Origin of the sequence: Virgibacillus dokdonensis, assembly GCF_900166595.1 — a bacterium.
GTDB lineage: Bacteria > Bacillota > Bacilli > Bacillales > Amphibacillaceae > Virgibacillus > Virgibacillus dokdonensis.
Genome location: NZ_LT745763.1, coordinates 1,484,957 through 1,504,053, shown reverse-complemented (window position 1 = coordinate 1,504,053; position 19,097 = coordinate 1,484,957). Strand labels below are relative to the sequence as shown.

Genomic DNA, 19,097 nt, shown 5'->3' with positions numbered 1-19,097 from the left:
GTGTAAACCGTCCCCAGTTCGATTAAAAGGCTAAATACAATGGTTTGTCTCAAAAGTATTCTCTAAAAAATCTGCGTTAAAAGCACAAGATATGACCGTTAACTATATATATTGACAAACTTAACAAAATATAATACAACAGAATGGTATTTTTTTTCTGATTATATATAATAGACTAATTTATATGTTTTGTGTAAAATAGAGTGTATTATATCAAGGAGGTTACTACAGTTGAAAGGTTTTGGATTACTAATACGTATTGTTATCGCTATTGCGTTAGGTATTACAATTGGATCGTTTGCAAATGACTGGTTTATCCGTGTTTTCGCAACATTCAATGATCTGTTCGGAAACTTTTTAGGTTTTATTATCCCGTTAATTATTCTCGGTTTCATTATCCCTGGTATCGGATCACTAGGTAAGGGCGCAGGGAAACTATTAGGTCTAACAGCATTTATTGCATATTCTTCCACAGTTATTGCTGGTATTGTTGCCTTTTTCTCTGCAAAGACCATTTACCCTAACTTATTAAGTCAGCAATCATTACAATCATTTTCTGATCCAACTAAAGCTTTAAGTAGTGGATTTATAGAGATTGAAATGCCACCACCTATGGGGGTTATGACTGCTTTATTACTAGCTTTTGTTCTTGGTCTAGGAATTGCCGCGATTAAAGGGGACACGCTTTACCAATTGTCACTAGATGTTAGAGACATTATTCATTTAGTAATTGAAAAAGTTATTATTCCACTATTACCATTTCATATTTTTGGTATCTTTGCTAATATGACTGCTGCTGGACAGGTGAGTACTATATTATCCGTTTTTGCTAAAGTCTTTGTAATGATCATTATTTTGCACTTACTTTACTTACTAGTACAATATACACTTGCGGGAACTTTAAGCAAGCAAAATCCTGTATCTATGTTAAAAACAATGGCTCCAGCCTATTTTACTGCGCTAGGAACTCAATCATCAGCGGCTACCATCCCTGTCACTTTAAAACACTCTAAAAAACTAAAAGTGCGGGAAAGTATTGCGGATTTCACGGTACCTTTGCTAGCTAATATTCATTTATCTGGAAGTACTATTACACTTGTAAGCTGTGCATTAGCTGTATTGTTCTTACAAGGTGAAGTTGCTACTTTTGGAAGTATATTTCCGTTTATTTTAATGCTAGGTGTAACAATGATTGCAGCTCCTGGAGTGCCAGGAGGTGCAGTAATGGCAGCAATTGGCCTTTTAGAAAGTATGTTAGGCTTTGATTCCGTAATGGTCTCACTTATGATTGCCCTTTATTTAGCTCAGGATAGTTTAGGGACGGCTTGTAATGTTACGGGAGATGGAGCAATAACATCTATAACGGACAGTCTAAGCAAAAATAGTAAGGCATTAAACAATAAAGAAGGCGTAGTTTAATCTTAACGTAATAAAACCAAAATACTTTAAGGTGCCGTTTTTCCTTACTTAAGTTACATAGTAATGAACTTTAAGAAAGGAAAAACAGCTCCTTTTATAATGGGCAAAAGAACTTTTTTTGCTATAAATTTTTTCTAACTCCTTTTAAACTTCTCGGCGCACTTTATCGAATGCCCAATACTTTTGCCACAAATATTGAAATCGATTTGCAATCATCAATGGATTGCCGAATGCTTTTTTACAGCTTGTTTAAAGGATTTAGACAAATCCATCACGATTATTTGAACTTCACTCATATCACGTGTTTGTAAATACTCCTTGATATAAAGCTTTATCAAAAATATCATATTGCTTATTTTATATTCCATACTTCTACTTGTTTATCTTTTACCCAATAAATCTATGATAAGATGATATTTCATTATTTACCTTACATATTAAAAAAACTGACTCGTGAGAAAATGAGTCAGTTTTTTTAATATAAGTTGCCTGGCGGCGTCCTACTCTTGCAGGGACAAAGTCCCAACTACCATCGGCGCTGGAGAGCTTAACTACTGTGTTCGGCATGGGAACAGGTGTGACCTCTCCGCCATTACTACCAGGCAAAGTTGCTATCTGTTATGTTGTGCTTCAAAGAGGCACAAATCTTATTATAATCGTTTTTGTGAAAAAATCAAGATCTTTGTTGAAAAAAGTCATTTTTTCCTTGTCACCTTGAAAACTAAATAAGAGATCATTCAACGTACATCTACCAAAAAGGTTAGTTAAGTCCTCGATCGATTAGTATTCGTCAGCTCCACGTGTCACCACGCTTCCACCTCGAACCTATCAACCTCATCATCTCTGAGGGATCTTACTCACTTATAGTGATGGGAAGTCTCATCTTGAGGGGGGCTTCATGCTTAGATGCTTTCAGCACTTATCCCTGCCACACGTAGCTACCCAGCTATGCTCCTGGCGGAACAACTGGTACACCAGCGGTGTGTCCATCCCGGTCCTCTCGTACTAAGGACAGCTCCTCTCAAACCTCCTGCGCCCACGACGGATAGGGACCGAACTGTCTCACGACGTTCTGAACCCAGCTCGCGTACCGCTTTAATGGGCGAACAGCCCAACCCTTGGGACCGACTACAGCCCCAGGATGCGATGAGCCGACATCGAGGTGCCAAACCTCCCCGTCGATGTGAACTCTTGGGGGAGATAAGCCTGTTATCCCCGGGGTAGCTTTTATCCGTTGAGCGATGGCCCTTCCATGCGGAACCACCGGATCACTAAGCCCGACTTTCGTCCCTGCTCGACTTGTAGGTCTCGCAGTCAAGCTCCCTTCTGCCTTTACACTCTGCGAATGATTTCCAACCATTCTGAGGGAACCTTTGGGCGCCTCCGTTACCTTTTGGGAGGCGACCGCCCCAGTCAAACTGCCCGCCTGACACTGTCTCCGGACCGGATTACGGCCCTGGGTTAGAAGGTTCGTACAGCCAGGGTGGTATCCCACGGTTGCCTCCACGTAAGCTAGCGCTCACGCTTCGATGGCTCCCACCTATCCTGTACAAGCTGTACCAACATTCAATATCAGGCTACAGTAAAGCTCCACGGGGTCTTTCCGTCCTGTCGCGGGTAATGCGCATCTTCACGCATAGTATAATTTCACCGGGTCTCTCGTTGAGACAGTGCCCAAGTCGTTGCACCTTTCGTGCGGGTCGGAACTTACCCGACAAGGAATTTCGCTACCTTAGGACCGTTATAGTTACGGCCGCCGTTTACTGGGGCTTCGGTTCTACGCTTCGCACCGAAGTGCTAACGCTTCCCCTTAACCTTCCAGCACCGGGCAGGTGTCAGCCCCTATACTTCGCCTTTCGGCTTCGCAGAGACCTGTGTTTTTGCTAAACAGTCGCTTGGGCCTATTCACTGCGGCTCCTCCTTAAAGGAGCACCCCTTCTCCCGAAGTTACGGGGTCATTTTGCCGAGTTCCTTAACGAGAGTTCTCCCGCTCACCTTAGGATTCTCTCCTCGCCTACCTGTGTCGGTTTGCGGTACGGGCACCTATGAACTCACTAGAGGCTTTTCTTGGCAGTGTGAAATCCGGAACTTCGGTACTCTATTTCCCTCCCCATCACAGCTTGAAATTGTCGAACGGATTTGCCTATCCGACTTTCTCACTGCTTGGGCGCACACGTCCATCGGTGCGCATTCCTTATCCTACTGCGTCCCCCCATCGTTCAAACGTTCATGAGGTGGTACAGGAATATCTACCTGTTGTCCATCGCCTACGCCTTTCGGCCTCGGCTTAGGTCCCGACTAACCCTGAGAGGACGAGCCTTCCTCAGGAAACCTTAGGCTTTCGGTGAAAGAGATTCTCACTCTTTTTTCGCTACTCATACCGGCATTCTCACTTCTAAGCGCTCCACCAGTCCTCACGATCTGACTTCTCAGCACTTAGAACGCTCTCCTACCATTGTTCGTAAGAACAATCCGCAGCTTCGGTGATACGTTTAGCCCCGGTACATTTTCGGCGCAGAGTCACTCGACCAGTGAGCTATTACGCACTCTTTAAATGGTGGCTGCTTCTAAGCCAACATCCTGGTTGTCTGGGCAACTCCACATCCTTTTCCACTTAACGTATACTTTGGGACCTTAGCTGGCGGTCTGGGCTGTTTCCCTTTCGACTATGAACCTTATCACCCATAGTCTGACTCCCAAGGATAAGTAGCTGGCATTCGGAGTTTGACTGAATTCGGTAACCCGATGAGGGCCCCTAGTTCAATCAGTGCTCTACCTCCAGTACTCTTTCCTTGAGGCTAGCCCTAAAGCTATTTCGGAGAGAACCAGCTATCTCCGTGTTCGATTGGCATTTCACCCCTACCCACACCTCATCCCCGCATTTTTCAACATACGTGGGTTCGGGCCTCCAGTCAGTGTTACCTGACCTTCACCCTGGACATGGGTAGATCACACGGTTTCGGGTCTACGACCGCATACTATATTCGCCCTGTTCAGACTCGCTTTCGCTACGGCTCCGTGTCTTCCACTTAACCTTGCATACGATCGTAACTCGCCGGTCCATTCTACAAAAGGTACGCCGTCACCCATTAACGGGCTTCGACTACTTGTAGGCACACGGTTTCAGGTTCTATTTCACTCCCCTCCCGGGGTGCTTTTCACCTTTCCCTCACGGTACTGGTTCACTATCGGTCACTAGGGAGTATTTAGCCTTGGGAGATGGTCCTCCCGGATTCCGACGGAATTCCTCGTGTTCCGCCGTACTCAGGATCCACTCCGGAGGAGATTCTTTTTCGATTACAGGGCTGTTACCTTCTTTGGCCGACCTTTCCAGATCGCTTCATCTAAAGAATCTCTTGATAACTCCAATGGAGTGTCCTACAACCCCAGAAGGCAAGCCTTCTGGTTTGGGCTAATTCCGTTTCGCTCGCCGCTACTCGGGAAATCGCGTTTGCTTTCTCTTCCTCCGGGTACTGAGATGTTTCAGTTCCCCGGGTATGCCTCTTCTACCCTATGAATTCAGATAGAAGTACTGCTCCATTACGAGCAGCGGGTTCCCCCATTCGGAAATTCCTGGATCGATGTCTACTTACGACTCCCCAGGACATATCGGTGTTAGTCCCGTCCTTCTTCGGCTCCTAGTACCAAGGCATCCACCGTGCGCCCTTATTCACTTAACTAATCTTACAATTTTATCTATGAATAAGCATATTGCTTTTCAGCTTTTGGTTTTCTAGCTTCAGCTCATAGCGATTAGCATGACTTCCTTCCTCTTCGTACGATAAGTCAACATCAATTCACTTACGTTCATCGTGTTTCCTTTATCTCCTGCGAGTCAGTCGTCTGTACATCGCTAAACATTCGCTTCCGCTTTTGGTTTGATGTCGTTGTTACTCTTATTTAGTTTTCAAGGTACAATCTATAAAAGGATGTCAAATCTTATTATGAAGACACTTGCATCCTATCAAGAGATTTACTCTCTCAAAACTGAACCAAACAACCAAGTATGTTGGGCCTGCATGATGCAGGTCATGCCGACGTCGCCACAGGACGTGGCGAATTTAGTCGGTTTCCGTATAATTCCTTAGAAAGGAGGTGATCCAGCCGCACCTTCCGATACGGCTACCTTGTTACGACTTCACCCCAATCATTGGTCCCACCTTCGGCGGCTGGCTCCAAAAGGTTACCTCACCGACTTCGGGTGTTACCAACTCTCGTGGTGTGACGGGCGGTGTGTACAAGACCCGGGAACGTATTCACCGCGGCATGCTGATCCGCGATTACTAGCGATTCCGGCTTCATGCAGGCGAGTTGCAGCCTGCAATCCGAACTGAGAATGGTTTTATGGGATTTGCTTGGCCTCGCGGCTTCGCTGCCCTTTGTTCCATCCATTGTAGCACGTGTGTAGCCCAGGTCATAAGGGGCATGATGATTTGACGTCATCCCCACCTTCCTCCGGTTTGTCACCGGCAGTCACCTTAGAGTGCCCAACTAAATGCTGGCAACTAAGATCAAGGGTTGCGCTCGTTGCGGGACTTAACCCAACATCTCACGACACGAGCTGACGACAACCATGCACCACCTGTCACTCTGTCCCCGAAGGGAATGCCCTATCTCTAGGGGTGTCAGAGGATGTCAAGACCTGGTAAGGTTCTTCGCGTTGCTTCGAATTAAACCACATGCTCCACCGCTTGTGCGGGTCCCCGTCAATTCTTTTGAGTTTCAGCCTTGCGGCCGTACTCCCCAGGCGGAGTGCTTAATGCGTTAACTTCAGCACTAAGGGGCGGAAACCCCCTAACACCTAGCACTCATCGTTTACGGCGTGGACTACCAGGGTATCTAATCCTGTTCGCTACCCACGCTTTCGCACCTCAGCGTCAGTTACAGACCAGAGAGTCGCCTTCGCCACTGGTGTTCCTCCACATCTCTACGCATTTCACCGCTACACGTGGAATTCCACTCTCCTCTTCTGTACTCAAGTCCTCCAGTTTCCAATGGCCCTCCACGGTTAAGCCGTGGGCTTTCACATCAGACTTAAAGGACCGCCTGCGCGCGCTTTACGCCCAATAATTCCGGACAACGCTTGCCCCCTACGTATTACCGCGGCTGCTGGCACGTAGTTAGCCGGGGCTTTCTGGTTAGGTACCGTCAAGGTGCCAACCTATTCGAATGGCACTTGTTCTTCCCTAACAACAGAGTTTTACGATCCGAAAACCTTCATCACTCACGCGGCGTTGCTCCGTCAGACTTTCGTCCATTGCGGAAGATTCCCTACTGCTGCCTCCCGTAGGAGTCTGGGCCGTGTCTCAGTCCCAGTGTGGCCGATCACCCTCTCAGGTCGGCTACGCATCGTTGCCTTGGTGAGCCTTTACCTCACCAACTAGCTAATGCGCCGCGGGCCCATCTGTAAGTGACAGCATATGCCGCCTTTTAACATTGCGTCATGCGACGCTTTGTTTCATCCGGTATTAGCCCCGGTTTCCCGGAGTTATCCCAGTCTTACAGGTAGGTTGCCCACGTGTTACTCACCCGTCCGCCGCTCGTTCCACAAGCGTCACTCCCGAAGAAGATCTGCTTGCTTCCCGCGCTCGACTTGCATGTATTAGGCACGCCGCCAGCGTTCGTCCTGAGCCAAGATCAAACTCTCCATAAAAGTTTGTGATGATGAACACCGTTCTCCATCATTCTTAGCTTCTTCTGAGATTTCTCTCAGTTTATTTCTTAAGAAAAACAGGGTTTGTTTTTCTTTGACATACTGGTTGTTTTGTTCAGTTTTCAAAGAGCAAATAATGTAATGTTTTTTCAGCAACTTAACAAGTATAACCTGTCTCATTATATTTGTCAACTACATAACCAAAATGATCATCACACCAAACCAAAATGTGTTTAGTGCGGATTTTAAGTATATCATGTAAAGCAATCATAGTCAACACATTGCTGTCTAATAATGAAATAGAACTGCTTGTTTTTGACAGCAAAAATAATGATAAAGGATTATAGGAGAAAAGTCAAGCCCTTCTCCTATATATTTTTAGTTCATGATTTCTCCACGCCATTCTAGCATGCCACCAACCATATTTGCTACATCAAATCCTTGTTTCTGTAAATAGGCAGCTGCTCTTTCACTCCTTCTCCCCGACCTACAAACCATAATATATTGCTTAGACTTATCTAGTTTTTCTGCTTTCTCAGGTATCTGCTCTAAAGGAATATGCGTTATGTGAGGGATTTTACCTTGCGCTACCTCTTCTTCTTCACGTACATCAATAAGTTCTAACATATCATCGTTATTTTCTAACTTCTTCTCCACTTGTTTTGGGGTTAACTCTTTCACTTTATCACCTCAAGCCTTTCCAATTTAAAATGTTATTTAACAACCATAATATCAAAATCACTTCAACTGTGGATAATTACATAATAATTTTTCAATGGATAACTTTCAAGTTTGCAACACAATCTAAAGCTAACAACGTAGAAGGGTGAGTGTAATCATGAAAGGCAAGCATACTTTTTTTATTCTATGTAGTGTGTTGCTTCTTGTTTTTGTTTCTAGTTCAATTATTGCAGAAGAGGCAAAGCCATCTTTAATTAAGACATATCGCGCTGATGTAACTGGCGATAATCATCCAGAAACAATTAAATTAATGGGTACGTTTTTTTCTGCGGATTCAACATATTATCGTGAAATATGGGCAGAGATTTCTAATAATAATAATCAATGGAAAATCTCTTACAATGGCGGTTATGACCCTTATTTACAGTTTGTCGATTTGAATCACGATGGAATAAAAGATATATTTTATCAAAGTGCCACTGGGGGAAGTGGCGGGCTTTATAATTACCAACTAAATACCATCATTCACACCCAAATGGAAAAAATACCATTACCTAAGCAAACATATTTAAGCGGTAATTTCCAACCTGATTTTAAAGTTAATATAACATTAACCGCTACGAGTAAACCAATCACAATAGATGTTAAAAATCGTGCACAAGATTATATTCGACTTGGTATTTATAATAAAGACGGCAGCTTACATTCGCAAAATCAATCTGTTATGATTGATCCAATCGCCTTTTTTGAAGTCTTTAAAATAAGCGATAGTAAAGGATATGGTCTAAAAAGTTATCAACAAATTAGTGGCGCATACCATGCCGACCAATTAGGAACTGTAGAGACTATATGGTATTTCGAAGACGGTAATTGGATTATTTTAAAAACTAAATGGGTTCCATCTAAATGAAGGCCCATTAAAATAGATTTTTCTTTACGTTCGACATATAGTTGTGCCACACAGCCCCCCCTCTTTCTCACTTCTTGCAAACGACTGTGGAAGTTAGAGTTCTGCATCACTTTATTTCTAAGCAAAAGGAGCTGTTGCACAATCAGTTATCTGATTGCGCAACAGCCCCGCTACTTTTAGAAGTATCCTTGGTAATGACAGCAACATTTGATTAATTGGCAACGATATTAACTAGTTTCCCTGGTACAACAACGACTTTTCGAATTGTTTTATCTGTAATTAAATCTTTAATCTTTTCATTTTCTAAAGCTATTTTTTCTAATTCTTCTTTTGAAGCATCTTTAGAAACATTTACTTTAGCACGAACTTTCCCCATCACTTGCAAAACAATTTCCACTTCATTTTCTATCAGCTTTTCTTCATCATATACAGGCCAAGGTTCATAGGTGATCGTATCCGAATGACCTAACTTTAGCCATATCTCCTCTGCAATATGTGGCGCAATTGGGGAGAGCATTTTTATAAATCCTTCCACATACTTTTTAGGAATATATTCCGCTTTATTACATTCATTCACAAACACCATCATTTGAGAGATAGCTGTATTAAAATGCAAATTATTAAAATCCTCCGTCACTTTCTTTACTGTTTCATGGTATGTTTTATCTAAAGTGCCATCATTTTCTTCAATAATTTTTCTAGAAAGTTGCCCATCATCCTCAATAGTTAAGCGCCAAACACGATCGAGGAAGCGGCGTGAGCCATCCAGCCCATTTTCTGACCAAGCAACAGAAGCATCTAGCGGACCCATGAACATTTCATAAAGTCGTAAAGTATCTGCACCATGAGATTCTATAACATCGTCAGGATTGACGACATTACCTTTAGATTTACTCATTTTCTCATTTCCTTCTCCCAAGATCATTCCTTGATTGAACAACTTTGTAAACGGCTCTTTCGTAGGAACAACCCCAATATCGTATAAAAATTTATGCCAAAAACGTGCATATAGAAGATGAAGAACAGCATGCTCAGCACCACCAATATATAGATCAACAGGCAACCATTGCTGAAGTGCCTCAGGGGCAGCTAACTGCTTAGAATTTACCGGGTCAATATAGCGTAAGAAATACCAGCAACTTCCTGCCCACTGCGGCATAGTGTTCGTTTCTCTCCTTCCTTTCATACCCGTTTTAGGATCAATGACATTTACCCATTCCTCGGCATTTGCTAGTGGCGATTCTCCCGTCCCTGATGGTTGAATATTATTCATAGACGGTAATTCTAATGGCAATTCTTCTTCTGGGACAGTTGTCATCGTTCCGTCTTCCCAATGAATTATAGGAATAGGCTCACCCCAATAACGTTGTCTAGCGAACAACCAATCGCGAAGACGGTAGGTGATTTTTTTTGCACCTTTTCCGTGTTCCTCTAACCACGCAATCATTTTCCTAATCGCTTCGTCTTTACCTAAACCATTTAAAAATCCAGAATTAATATGCTTGCCTTCCCCGGTATAAGCTCCTTTTGTAATGTCTCCGCCTGCAACAACCTCAACAATAGGGAGTTCAAATTTAGTAGCAAATTCGTAGTCTCTTTCATCATGTGCTGGAACAGCCATAATTGCACCTGAACCGTAACTCATTAATACATAATCCGCAATCCAGATTGGCATTTTCTCTCCATTCACAGGATTAATAGCATATGACCCTGTAAAAACACCTGTTTTTTCTTTCGATAATTCTGTTCTTTCTAAGTCTGACTTCGTTGCGATCTCATGAATATACTTTTCAACATTATCTTTTTGCTTGTCTGTTACAATTTTCTTTACCAAAGGGTGCTCAGGTGCTAAAACAGCATAGGTTGCGCCAAATAGTGTATCTGGTCTAGTTGTAAAAACAGTAAACGCTTCATTCAATGACTCAATTTCAAAGCTAACTTCAGCACCTTCTGATCTGCCGATCCAATTTCGTTGCATATCCTTTAAACTCTCTGGCCAATCCAATTCTTCCAAATCTTCTAAAAGACGATCTGCATAGGCAGTGATTCGTAGCATCCATTGTTTCATTGGCTTACGAATAACAGGGTGCCCTCCACGCTCGCTTTTTCCATCAATTACTTCTTCATTCGCTAATACCGTGCCTAAAGCAGGGCACCAATTTACAGGTACTTCATCCATATATGCTAACCCGTGTTCATACATTTTTATAAATATCCATTGTGTCCACTTATAATAGTTAGGATCTGTAGTATTAACTTCCCGATCCCAATCATAAGAAAAGCCGAGAGCTTGAATTTGTCGCTTAAATATATTTATATTTTTATCCGTAAATGCTGCCGGGCTATTTCCCGTATCAATTGCATACTGTTCAGCAGGGAGTCCAAACGCATCCCACCCCATTGGATGCAACACCTCATAACCTTGCATTCGCTTCATTCTCGATATAATATCTGTAGCTGTGTATCCTTCTGGATGCCCCACATGTAAGCCAGCCCCAGATGGATACGGGAACATATCCAACGCGTAAAACTTTTCTTTTTCTGAAAACGTATTTGTTTTAAATGTTTTATTTTCCAACCAGTATGTTTGCCATTTTTTCTCCATTTGCTGATGATGGTAACTCATGTTTTTTCCTCCTATTATTTTAAAATATCTAGATACATTACATTTCAGCTTAAACTGAACATAGCCATTTCAAAAGGTACTATTTATATAAAAATAAAAAAAGCATCACGTTCCCTCCTAATTTTATAGAAGGGACGAGATGCTTTCACCCGCGGTACCACCCATTTTAATGCTCATCAGCATTCACTTGAAATCCGTAACGAGGACATACGTCAGAAACTACTCTGCAATTTTCGCTCCTGCAACAGCTCAAGGTGAGTTCATAAATAAACCAGGGACAATTTCCACCTACCATTGCCTCTCTATTCCTGAAGTGATTTACTACTATTCCTTGGCATTGTCATTATCTTGTTATATCGAATTGTAATGAATTATTTTATCTTTGTCAAGACAACATGTAACTTCATCTGCTAAAATAAGTAGTAATAATTTTGGCAAAGGAGATAATCATGTTACACGGAATTTTGCACTATGCGCATTATTTATTAGAATCCACTATTGAAAAAAACGAAACTGTCATTGACGCAACTTGCGGAAACGGTCAAGATACGCTGTTTTTAAGTAATGTCGTTGGTAAAAATGGCCACGTTTTAGCATTTGATATTCAAGAGCAAGCAATTCAAACAACTAGACAGTTAATGCAAGAGAATCAAAAACAGAATGTATCTATTATTCATGATAGCCATGAACATTTAGAAAAATACTTACCTACAAAAGAAATGTTAGTTGGAGGAGCAGTATTTAACCTTGGTTACCTGCCTAGAAGCGATAAAACCATTATCACCAATGCTAATTCCACCATTATGGCCATCAACAAAATATTACATTTTCTAAAACCAAACGGCTTGATTGTCATCGTTGTCTATTACGGTCATGAAGGAGGACATGAAGAAAAAGAAGCTGTTTTAAAACATGTAATGCAGTTGAGCCAACGCTCCTATCATGTGTTGCAATATCGGTTTATTAATCAAAGAAATAATCCACCATTTATTATCGCTATCGAAAAAAAAGGGAATGGCTTCACTAAAAGAAAATTGTCATTTTAGTTTGCTTATTTAAAAGAAAATAAAAACTTGGGTTATTGTCAAGTCATTATGGAGAATCAATCCTTCATTTTGCTTATTTTAAACTTTAAAACTCTATGCTTTCCTATAATATAAAAATACACCTGTAAACCCCATTTAGGTTTGAAATATATAACGAAAACGAATGGCTGTAAGACTCCTACTTCAAATTTTGAAAGCCAAATTAGAAAAAAGTTTGAAGCGGGAGACACAGCCCCCCTAACTCGCAAGAGCCTTTAGGTACAAACAAGTCTTTGGAATAAAAGAACTCGCTAATAAGATTTACTTTGATATTAGATTAAATGAAGTCTCCTCTTATTGAAAATATCAACACTTTTAATTGCACAATAAAAAGCCCTCTGTTCACAAAAAATACATAATACTAACAAACCAACCTTGTAATCGTTTACTTGTTATAGTACAACGTTTCCAACAAAAAAAGTTTGCTCATTATTTCACAAAAGGTATGGAAATTTATAAAAAACCGTTATATAATGAAGGTGTAAAAAGATTGCTCAGTATTTCACAAACCAAGGAGGGTCCTATTATGACTGAGAAAACAAAAGGAACTGTAGAGCTAGTTTCCACTAAAATTAATCAACTAATCTCCCAAGCAGAAGAGTCCTTGGAAGGTTTAAAACAGCTAGATCAAGAAGCGATTAATACGATTGTAAAAGAAATGGCGTTAGCAGGTCTTGATCAGCATATGCCTTTAGCTAAACTGGCCATTGAAGAAACAGGTCGTGGCGTCTTTGAAGATAAAGCTATTAAAAACATCTTTGCAACAGAATATATTTATCATAACATTAAATACGATAAAACTGTTGGAATTATTCATGAGGATGAGCAAGAAGGAATGGTTGAAATTGCTGAACCAGCTGGGGTAATCTGTGGTATAACACCAGTTACAAACCCAACATCAACAACCATGTTTAAATCACTTATTTCCATTAAAACGAGAAACCCAATTATTTTCGCTTTCCACCCTTCTGCTCAAAAATGTAGCAGTCAGGCAGCAAAAGTATTACTTGATGCCGCGGTAAAAGCAGGTGCACCTAAAAACTGTATTCAGTGGATAGAAACACCTTCTGTTGAAGCAACGAAAACATTAATGAATCATGACGGCGTATCACTTATACTTGCTACTGGTGGTTCAGGAATGGTGAAATCAGCGTATAGTTCTGGAAAGCCAGCCCTCGGTGTTGGTCCAGGAAATGTACCATGTTATATAGAAAAAACCGCACAAATAAAGCGCGCTGTCAATGATCTCATTTTATCCAAAACATTTGATAACGGAATGATTTGTGCCTCTGAACAAGCGGTTATTATTGATAAAGAAATATATGACACGGTAAAACATGAAATGGTAGCTAATAATTGTCATTTCCTAACAGAAGCAGAAAGAAAAAAAGTGGAAAAACTGGTTATAAATCCTACAACTTGTGCAGTAAATGCGGATATTGTTGGTAAACCAGCATATGAAATTGCTAAGATGGCAGGAGTAAATGTGGCCAAAAACACTAAAATTTTACTTGCTGAAATTGAAGGCGTTGGACCAGAATATCCGTTATCTCGAGAAAAATTAAGTCCTGTATTAGCTTGTTATAAAGTAAATAGCACAGAAGAAGGGTTTAAGCGTGCTGATGAAATGCTACACTTTGGGGGTCTAGGACATTCAGCAGTCATTCATTCTACTGACCAAGAGGTTATAGAAGCCTTTTCTCTAAAGATGAAAGCAGGGAGACTAATTGTAAATTCACCATCTTCTCAAGGGGGAATCGGCGATATTTATAACAACCATATGCCTTCCCTTACATTAGGATGTGGAACTTATGGCGGAAACTCCGTATCAACAAACGTCGGAACAATCAATTTAATGAATATTAAAAAAGTGGCTCGGAGGAGAAATAATATGCAATGGTTTAAACTACCTCCTAAAATCTATTTTGAAAAAAATGCAATTCAATATTTAGAAAAAATGCCTGACATCTCTAAAGCATTTATTGTAACTGATCCGATGATGGTAGAATTAGGTTATGTAGATAAAGCTCTCTACTATTTACGTAAACGTGCTGATTATGTCCATTGTGAAATTTTTTCAGATGTCGAAGCTGATCCATCTATTGAAACCATTCGCAAAGGTACTGCGTTAATGCAAAAGTTTGAACCAGATGTTATTATCGCTATTGGTGGTGGATCTCCAATGGATGCTGCTAAAGCCATGTGGTTATTCTACGAGCATCCAGATGCTGATTTTAACGCTCTAAAACAGAAATTCATGGACATTCGTAAACGTATCGTAAAATACCCGAAATTAGGAAGACTAGCTCAATTGGTATGTGTGCCAACAACGTCAGGAACAGGTTCTGAAGTAACATCATTTACAGTGGTTACCGATAAAAAATCAGATACAAAATACCCGCTAGCAGATTATGAAATGACACCAAATGTTGCTATAGTTGATCCACAATTTGTCATGTCTGTGCCAAAACAAGTAACAGCTGATACTGGTATGGACGTATTAACACACGCCATTGAAGCTTATGTGTCCAATTTGGCAAACGATTATACTGACGCGCTTGCAATTAAAGCAGTTCAATTAGTTTTTGAATACTTGCCAAAAGCATATCATAACGGAAATGATGAGTTAGCTAGAGAAAAAATGCATAATGCTTCAACAATTGCTGGAATGGCATTCTCCAATGCGTTCTTAGGCATTAATCACTCTTTAGCTCATAAACTAGGTGCAGCGTTCAACATTGCACATGGTAGAGCTAATACGATATTACTACCACATGTTATCCGTTACAATGCTAAAAAACCAGAAAAATTTGCTACGTTCCCTAAATACGCATACTTTATAGCAGATGAGCGTTATGCAGAAATCGCAAAAGCGCTAGGGCTTCCAGCAAGAACGGTGGAAGAAGGAGTAGAAAGTTTAGTACAAGCTATTATTAAACTTGCTAAAGAACTAAATATCCCAATGAGCATTAAAGACACAGGTGTAAACAAACAAGCATTTGAAGCAAAAGTAGATAAACTTGCTGAATTAGCTTTTGAAGACCAATGTACAACAGCAAACCCGAAATTGCCTTTAATTACTGAACTGGCAACTATATACCGTGACGCATATAAAGGAATATAAAAACCTTATAACATGATTTCCGTTTATATTGATTTACTGTTCTACCCTACCCAAGATCAGTAAAACTGTACAGAACCGTTGTTACTTATGTGTAACAGCGGTTCTTTGTAGTTTAAACAGTTTAAGAAAATAATACATTCTTGTATTGCGATGAAAAAAAATAGAAGGATATCCAGCCGTTTGAAAAAGTAGTCGCTTCAAACGTTTGGAATTAGGGATATGTCCCACTTTATTGTCCCCTAAGTATAATCCGATTAATCCTTGTACAACCATTACATGGAATTTCGAGTTAGGTATAGTAACTGCATATAATTTTGCTTGCTCACAAAAGTATTTGAATCGTTCATGCATGATTGACTCGTTTTTGTAATATGAACAGAAATTTAAATCAGCTTCCTCTTTATCTTCCTGCTGATCAATATAATAATCCAATAAAATGTGTAATCCTTGAATATAAGGAAAGTAAGCTGTTACAATTTCATCAGCCAACTTTCGATACAACCTGCCTGCTAAACTGTACGCCATTAAACAAAAAACGCCTAAAGTGGATCCAGCTGCAGCGGAAAATTCATACCAAGCTAGCGGATAGACATTTTTCACATTAGACCATTTTGTTAAACGCGGCACTCTTTCCTCATGAATAACGTGTTTATGTACTTGTAAATCGCTATATAAACCTGCCAGCTTTATTGCTTGTTCTTGATATGTTGGAATATCATCCAATTTTCTAACGATATCATTACAGGTTTTTACGAGCTGTTGCAAATAACCATTGTCTTGCTTATGCTCAAATAACGCATAATAATCTTTCGGTAATGACTTAGGACAATGCGCATCTATCATGGAAGTATGTAACAACGCGAAAGATTTAGCGTCTAGCGATGTACTTCGATCACATAAATTATCTAAATAATCACTTATTGTTTGATAAGCTACAATAAAACGTACACAATCTCTCCATCTTTTCCCTGCTAATAGCGCATACACTGCTCCACCTTGACAATGAAATTCTTTTTCAGACATACTTGCAAGTGCTTGATAACGTAATTCTTGATCAGGGATTTCATTCGCTCGCTGTTTCCAAAAAGCAAGTTCCTCTCTTACTGCTGGAAAGATCTTACGATAAACTGTTATCATTAAAGGAATAGGTGTACTTGGGACTTCAATACTCAACGTCTTGCCTCCGTTCCAATTTCAAACACTTTTACCTTGTTTATTTCTATTACTATTATCAGCATATTTTTTAGGAGGTTTCAAATGATACATCCTTATAAAGGAATATTTCCAAGTATTCATGACTCTGTATTTATAGCAAATGATGCAAGCATCATCGGTGATGTCACAATTGGTGCACAATCAAGTATCTGGTTTAAAACAGTCATACGCGGTGATGTTGCACCTGTCAATATAGGAGAACGCACTAGTATTCAGGACTTATCCGTTCTACACCAAAGCCCAGGTATGCCATTAACGATCGAAAGTGATGTTACTGTCGGTCATCAAACTACGCTGCACTCTACAACGATACAAAAACATGCTCTAATTGGTATGGGTTCTATTTTACTTGATGGCTCAGAAATAGGAGAATACGCATTTATAGGAGCAGGAAGTCTTGTCCCACCTAATAAAAAGATTCCGCCTTTTACATTAGCACTAGGCAGACCAGCAAAAGTCGTTCGGGAACTAACAGAAACTGATTATGCAGAAATGCAACGTATTTGCCAATCCTATGTTGAAAAGGGAGCTATTTACAAACAACAAAACAGGTAATATATACATTTTTAGTTTAACTTTCATTACAACCAACCGATATATAGGGAGAATACGCTTTGCCATTTTATCTCTTAATTAAATAAGGAGAGATAGCAACATTGTCCAATCTTTCTAGAAAACTTGGCTTGTGGCGGAAACTGTATTTTTTCTTATACTATAAACCAAAAAATTTTGGCTCTATACTAAATGTTGGGGTTTCCCCACAATTTGCGCATAAAAATATACACGCAAACATCCAATTCTTTTATACTTGAATTGACTAGAAACAAGAAAAGATTGGAGTTGCGTGCAAATGAATTTTACCATAAAAATGCCTGGTCTTGAAGATGTATGGATTACAAAAGTGGAGGAAATGGAAGGTGGTATTGCGCTTCATGTAGAAATGCCTGTCAAGGTACACAAGTGTCCCAGCTGTGGAAAGAGAACCAAGAAAGTTCATGATTATCGGATCCAAAAGATCAAACATTTAAAGTGGTTTGAACGATTAACTTATCTCTTCTACAAAAAACGCCGCTATGCCTGTTCGTGCTGCGGGAAACGATTTGCGGAGGAGAATCCTTTTGTTCATCGATATCAACGGCTTTCTATGGAATGGAATCGGGCGGTATCCGTTCGGATAGTGCAAGCGAAGACTTTTAAGGAAACAGCCAAGCAGTTTGGCGTCTCCGTATCGACCGTCATGCGCAGATTTGACCGTTTGGCCGTAAAGGAAATGTCAGAGGTTCAAGAATTGCCAAAGGTGATTGCCATCGATGAATACAAGGGAGATACAAAGGCAGGAAAATATCAATTGATTATTGCTGATGGAGAGACCAAGGAACCGATTGATATTTTGCCAAACCGAAAAAAGAAGACCCTCAAGGATTATCTCCAAAAACATGGAACCAATGTGGATGTAGTCATTATGGACATGAGTCCTTCTTTTAAGGCAGCTGTCCAAAAGGCATTGGGGAAACCGGTTATTGTAGCCGATCGTTTTCATTTTTGTCGTTATATCTATTGGGCTCTTGACGGAGTCAGAAGAAGAATCCAATCTGAATGGAATGATTATGACCGTAAAAAATGTAAAAGGATGCGCTATGTGTTTTATAAAGACAGTGCAAAGCTAACCGAAAAGGAACGCTGGTATTTGGACAGGTATCTTGGGATGGATGAAGAACTTCGCAGGGCTTACGAATTGAAAGAGTCCTACTGCTTTTGGTTCAAGCAAGCCAAGGAAAATGGACAGGTTAAGATCAAAGAAACGAAACAAGGATTATTGGATTTTTACAGGAAGGTAGAACAAGAGGGTCTCCCTGAATTTGAGAAGGCTATCCGTACATTCAAGAACTGGCAGACAGAGGTATTAAACAGCTTTTTATTTGATTACTCAAATGGTTTTTTGGAGGGAATTAATAACCTAACGAAAGTCATGAAGAGGAACGCCTTTGGATTCAGGAACTTCCTAAGGGCAAGAGCAAGAATACTTCTTTTACATAAGTATAAAAAAATTGGAAGTCATGTTGGGTAGGGTGAGATTGCATCTCACTCCACCCCAACATTTGACATAGAACCAAAATTTTATACTTTTCTATAGCACAAAAAATACTGCTTTATTTAGTATATGCGATGAAAGAAAACAAAACAAACCATTTAATCATTCACTTTATTGCAATAGTTCCTTCGTCATTGGGTAAGTGTGAAAAGAAAATGAAGTTTAATCAAGCTTTCTTTTAGCATAAAAGTGGCAACAAGCCCTCTCATTTTGACGAGTGCTTTGTGATGTCAACTATTCAACTAAGGTGACATTACATTTTCACAGCATAGCAGTTAGGACTTATTCTACG

The 19,097-nt window shown here is 40.3% G+C and carries 9 protein-coding genes, 3 rRNA genes and 1 other annotated feature; of the genes, 6 read left to right on the top strand and 6 right to left on the bottom strand.

What is annotated here, in order from left to right; genetic code table 11:
* Positions 1-231: 231 nt before the first annotated feature.
* The gene (locus B2C77_RS08515; RefSeq protein WP_077703231.1) at positions 232-1,419 is read left to right on the top strand and encodes a dicarboxylate/amino acid:cation symporter; all 1,188 of its coding nucleotides are present in this window, start codon (positions 232-234) and stop codon (positions 1,417-1,419) included.
* Between the two features lie 487 nt (positions 1,420-1,906).
* Here the strand turns inward: B2C77_RS08515 and rrf are convergent.
* The 4 genes from rrf to B2C77_RS08495 form a co-directional block, all read right to left on the bottom strand.
* Positions 1,907-2,022, bottom strand: a 5S ribosomal RNA gene (gene rrf / locus B2C77_RS08510).
* A 157-nt stretch (positions 2,023-2,179) separates the two neighbouring features.
* Positions 2,180-5,099 (bottom strand): 23S ribosomal RNA (locus B2C77_RS08505).
* A 408-nt stretch (positions 5,100-5,507) separates the two neighbouring features.
* Positions 5,508-7,072 (bottom strand): 16S ribosomal RNA (locus B2C77_RS08500).
* Together the 16S, 23S and 5S rRNA genes form the textbook arrangement of a ribosomal RNA operon.
* Positions 7,073-7,450: 378 nt before the next feature.
* Positions 7,451-7,753 (bottom strand): rhodanese-like domain-containing protein, encoded by a 303-nt coding sequence (locus B2C77_RS08495; RefSeq protein WP_303046177.1) that lies wholly within the window; start codon positions 7,751-7,753, stop codon positions 7,451-7,453.
* A gap of 157 nt (positions 7,754-7,910) precedes the next feature.
* Here B2C77_RS08495 and B2C77_RS08490 point away from each other — a divergent pair, with 157 nt between their 5' ends.
* Positions 7,911-8,663, top strand: a complete 753-nt coding sequence (locus tag B2C77_RS08490) for a YybI family spore inner coat protein (protein WP_077703230.1) — start codon at positions 7,911-7,913, stop codon at positions 8,661-8,663.
* Positions 8,664-8,874: 211 nt separating this feature from the next.
* Here B2C77_RS08490 and leuS read toward each other — a convergent pair whose 3' ends face one another.
* Positions 8,875-11,289, bottom strand: coding sequence for a leucine--tRNA ligase (gene leuS / locus B2C77_RS08485; RefSeq protein ID WP_077703229.1), 2,415 nt, complete (start codon positions 11,287-11,289; stop codon positions 8,875-8,877).
* A 127-nt stretch (positions 11,290-11,416) separates the two neighbouring features.
* Positions 11,417-11,636 (bottom strand) — a binding site (T-box leader).
* 102 nt (positions 11,637-11,738) lie between these two features.
* Here leuS and mnmM point away from each other — a divergent pair.
* Positions 11,739-12,335: a tRNA 5-(aminomethyl)-2-thiouridylate-methyltransferase MnmM gene (gene mnmM, locus B2C77_RS08480; RefSeq protein WP_073013390.1), complete on the top strand. Its 597-nt coding sequence runs from the start codon at positions 11,739-11,741 to the stop codon at positions 12,333-12,335.
* 565 nt (positions 12,336-12,900) lie between these two features.
* A complete protein-coding gene (adhE, locus tag B2C77_RS08475; protein WP_077703228.1) occupies positions 12,901-15,498 on the top strand; it encodes a bifunctional acetaldehyde-CoA/alcohol dehydrogenase in 2,598 nt (865 codons plus the stop codon).
* Between the two features lie 81 nt (positions 15,499-15,579).
* Here adhE and B2C77_RS08470 read toward each other — a convergent pair whose 3' ends face one another.
* Positions 15,580-16,671: a tetraprenyl-beta-curcumene synthase family protein gene (locus B2C77_RS08470; protein WP_367946639.1), complete on the bottom strand. Its 1,092-nt coding sequence runs from the start codon at positions 16,669-16,671 to the stop codon at positions 15,580-15,582.
* Between the two features lie 84 nt (positions 16,672-16,755).
* On the opposite strand from B2C77_RS08470, the gene B2C77_RS08465 reads away from it, so the two are divergent.
* Together B2C77_RS08465 and B2C77_RS08460 are read left to right on the top strand one after the other, a co-directional pair.
* Entirely contained in the window at positions 16,756-17,268 is a 513-nt protein-coding gene (locus B2C77_RS08465) for a gamma carbonic anhydrase (protein WP_077703227.1), read from the top strand.
* 295 nt (positions 17,269-17,563) lie between these two features.
* On the top strand, positions 17,564-18,781 hold the full coding sequence (locus tag B2C77_RS08460; RefSeq protein WP_077703226.1) for an ISL3 family transposase: 1,218 nt from the start codon (positions 17,564-17,566) through the stop codon (positions 18,779-18,781).
* Positions 18,782-19,097 lie beyond the last annotated feature (316 nt).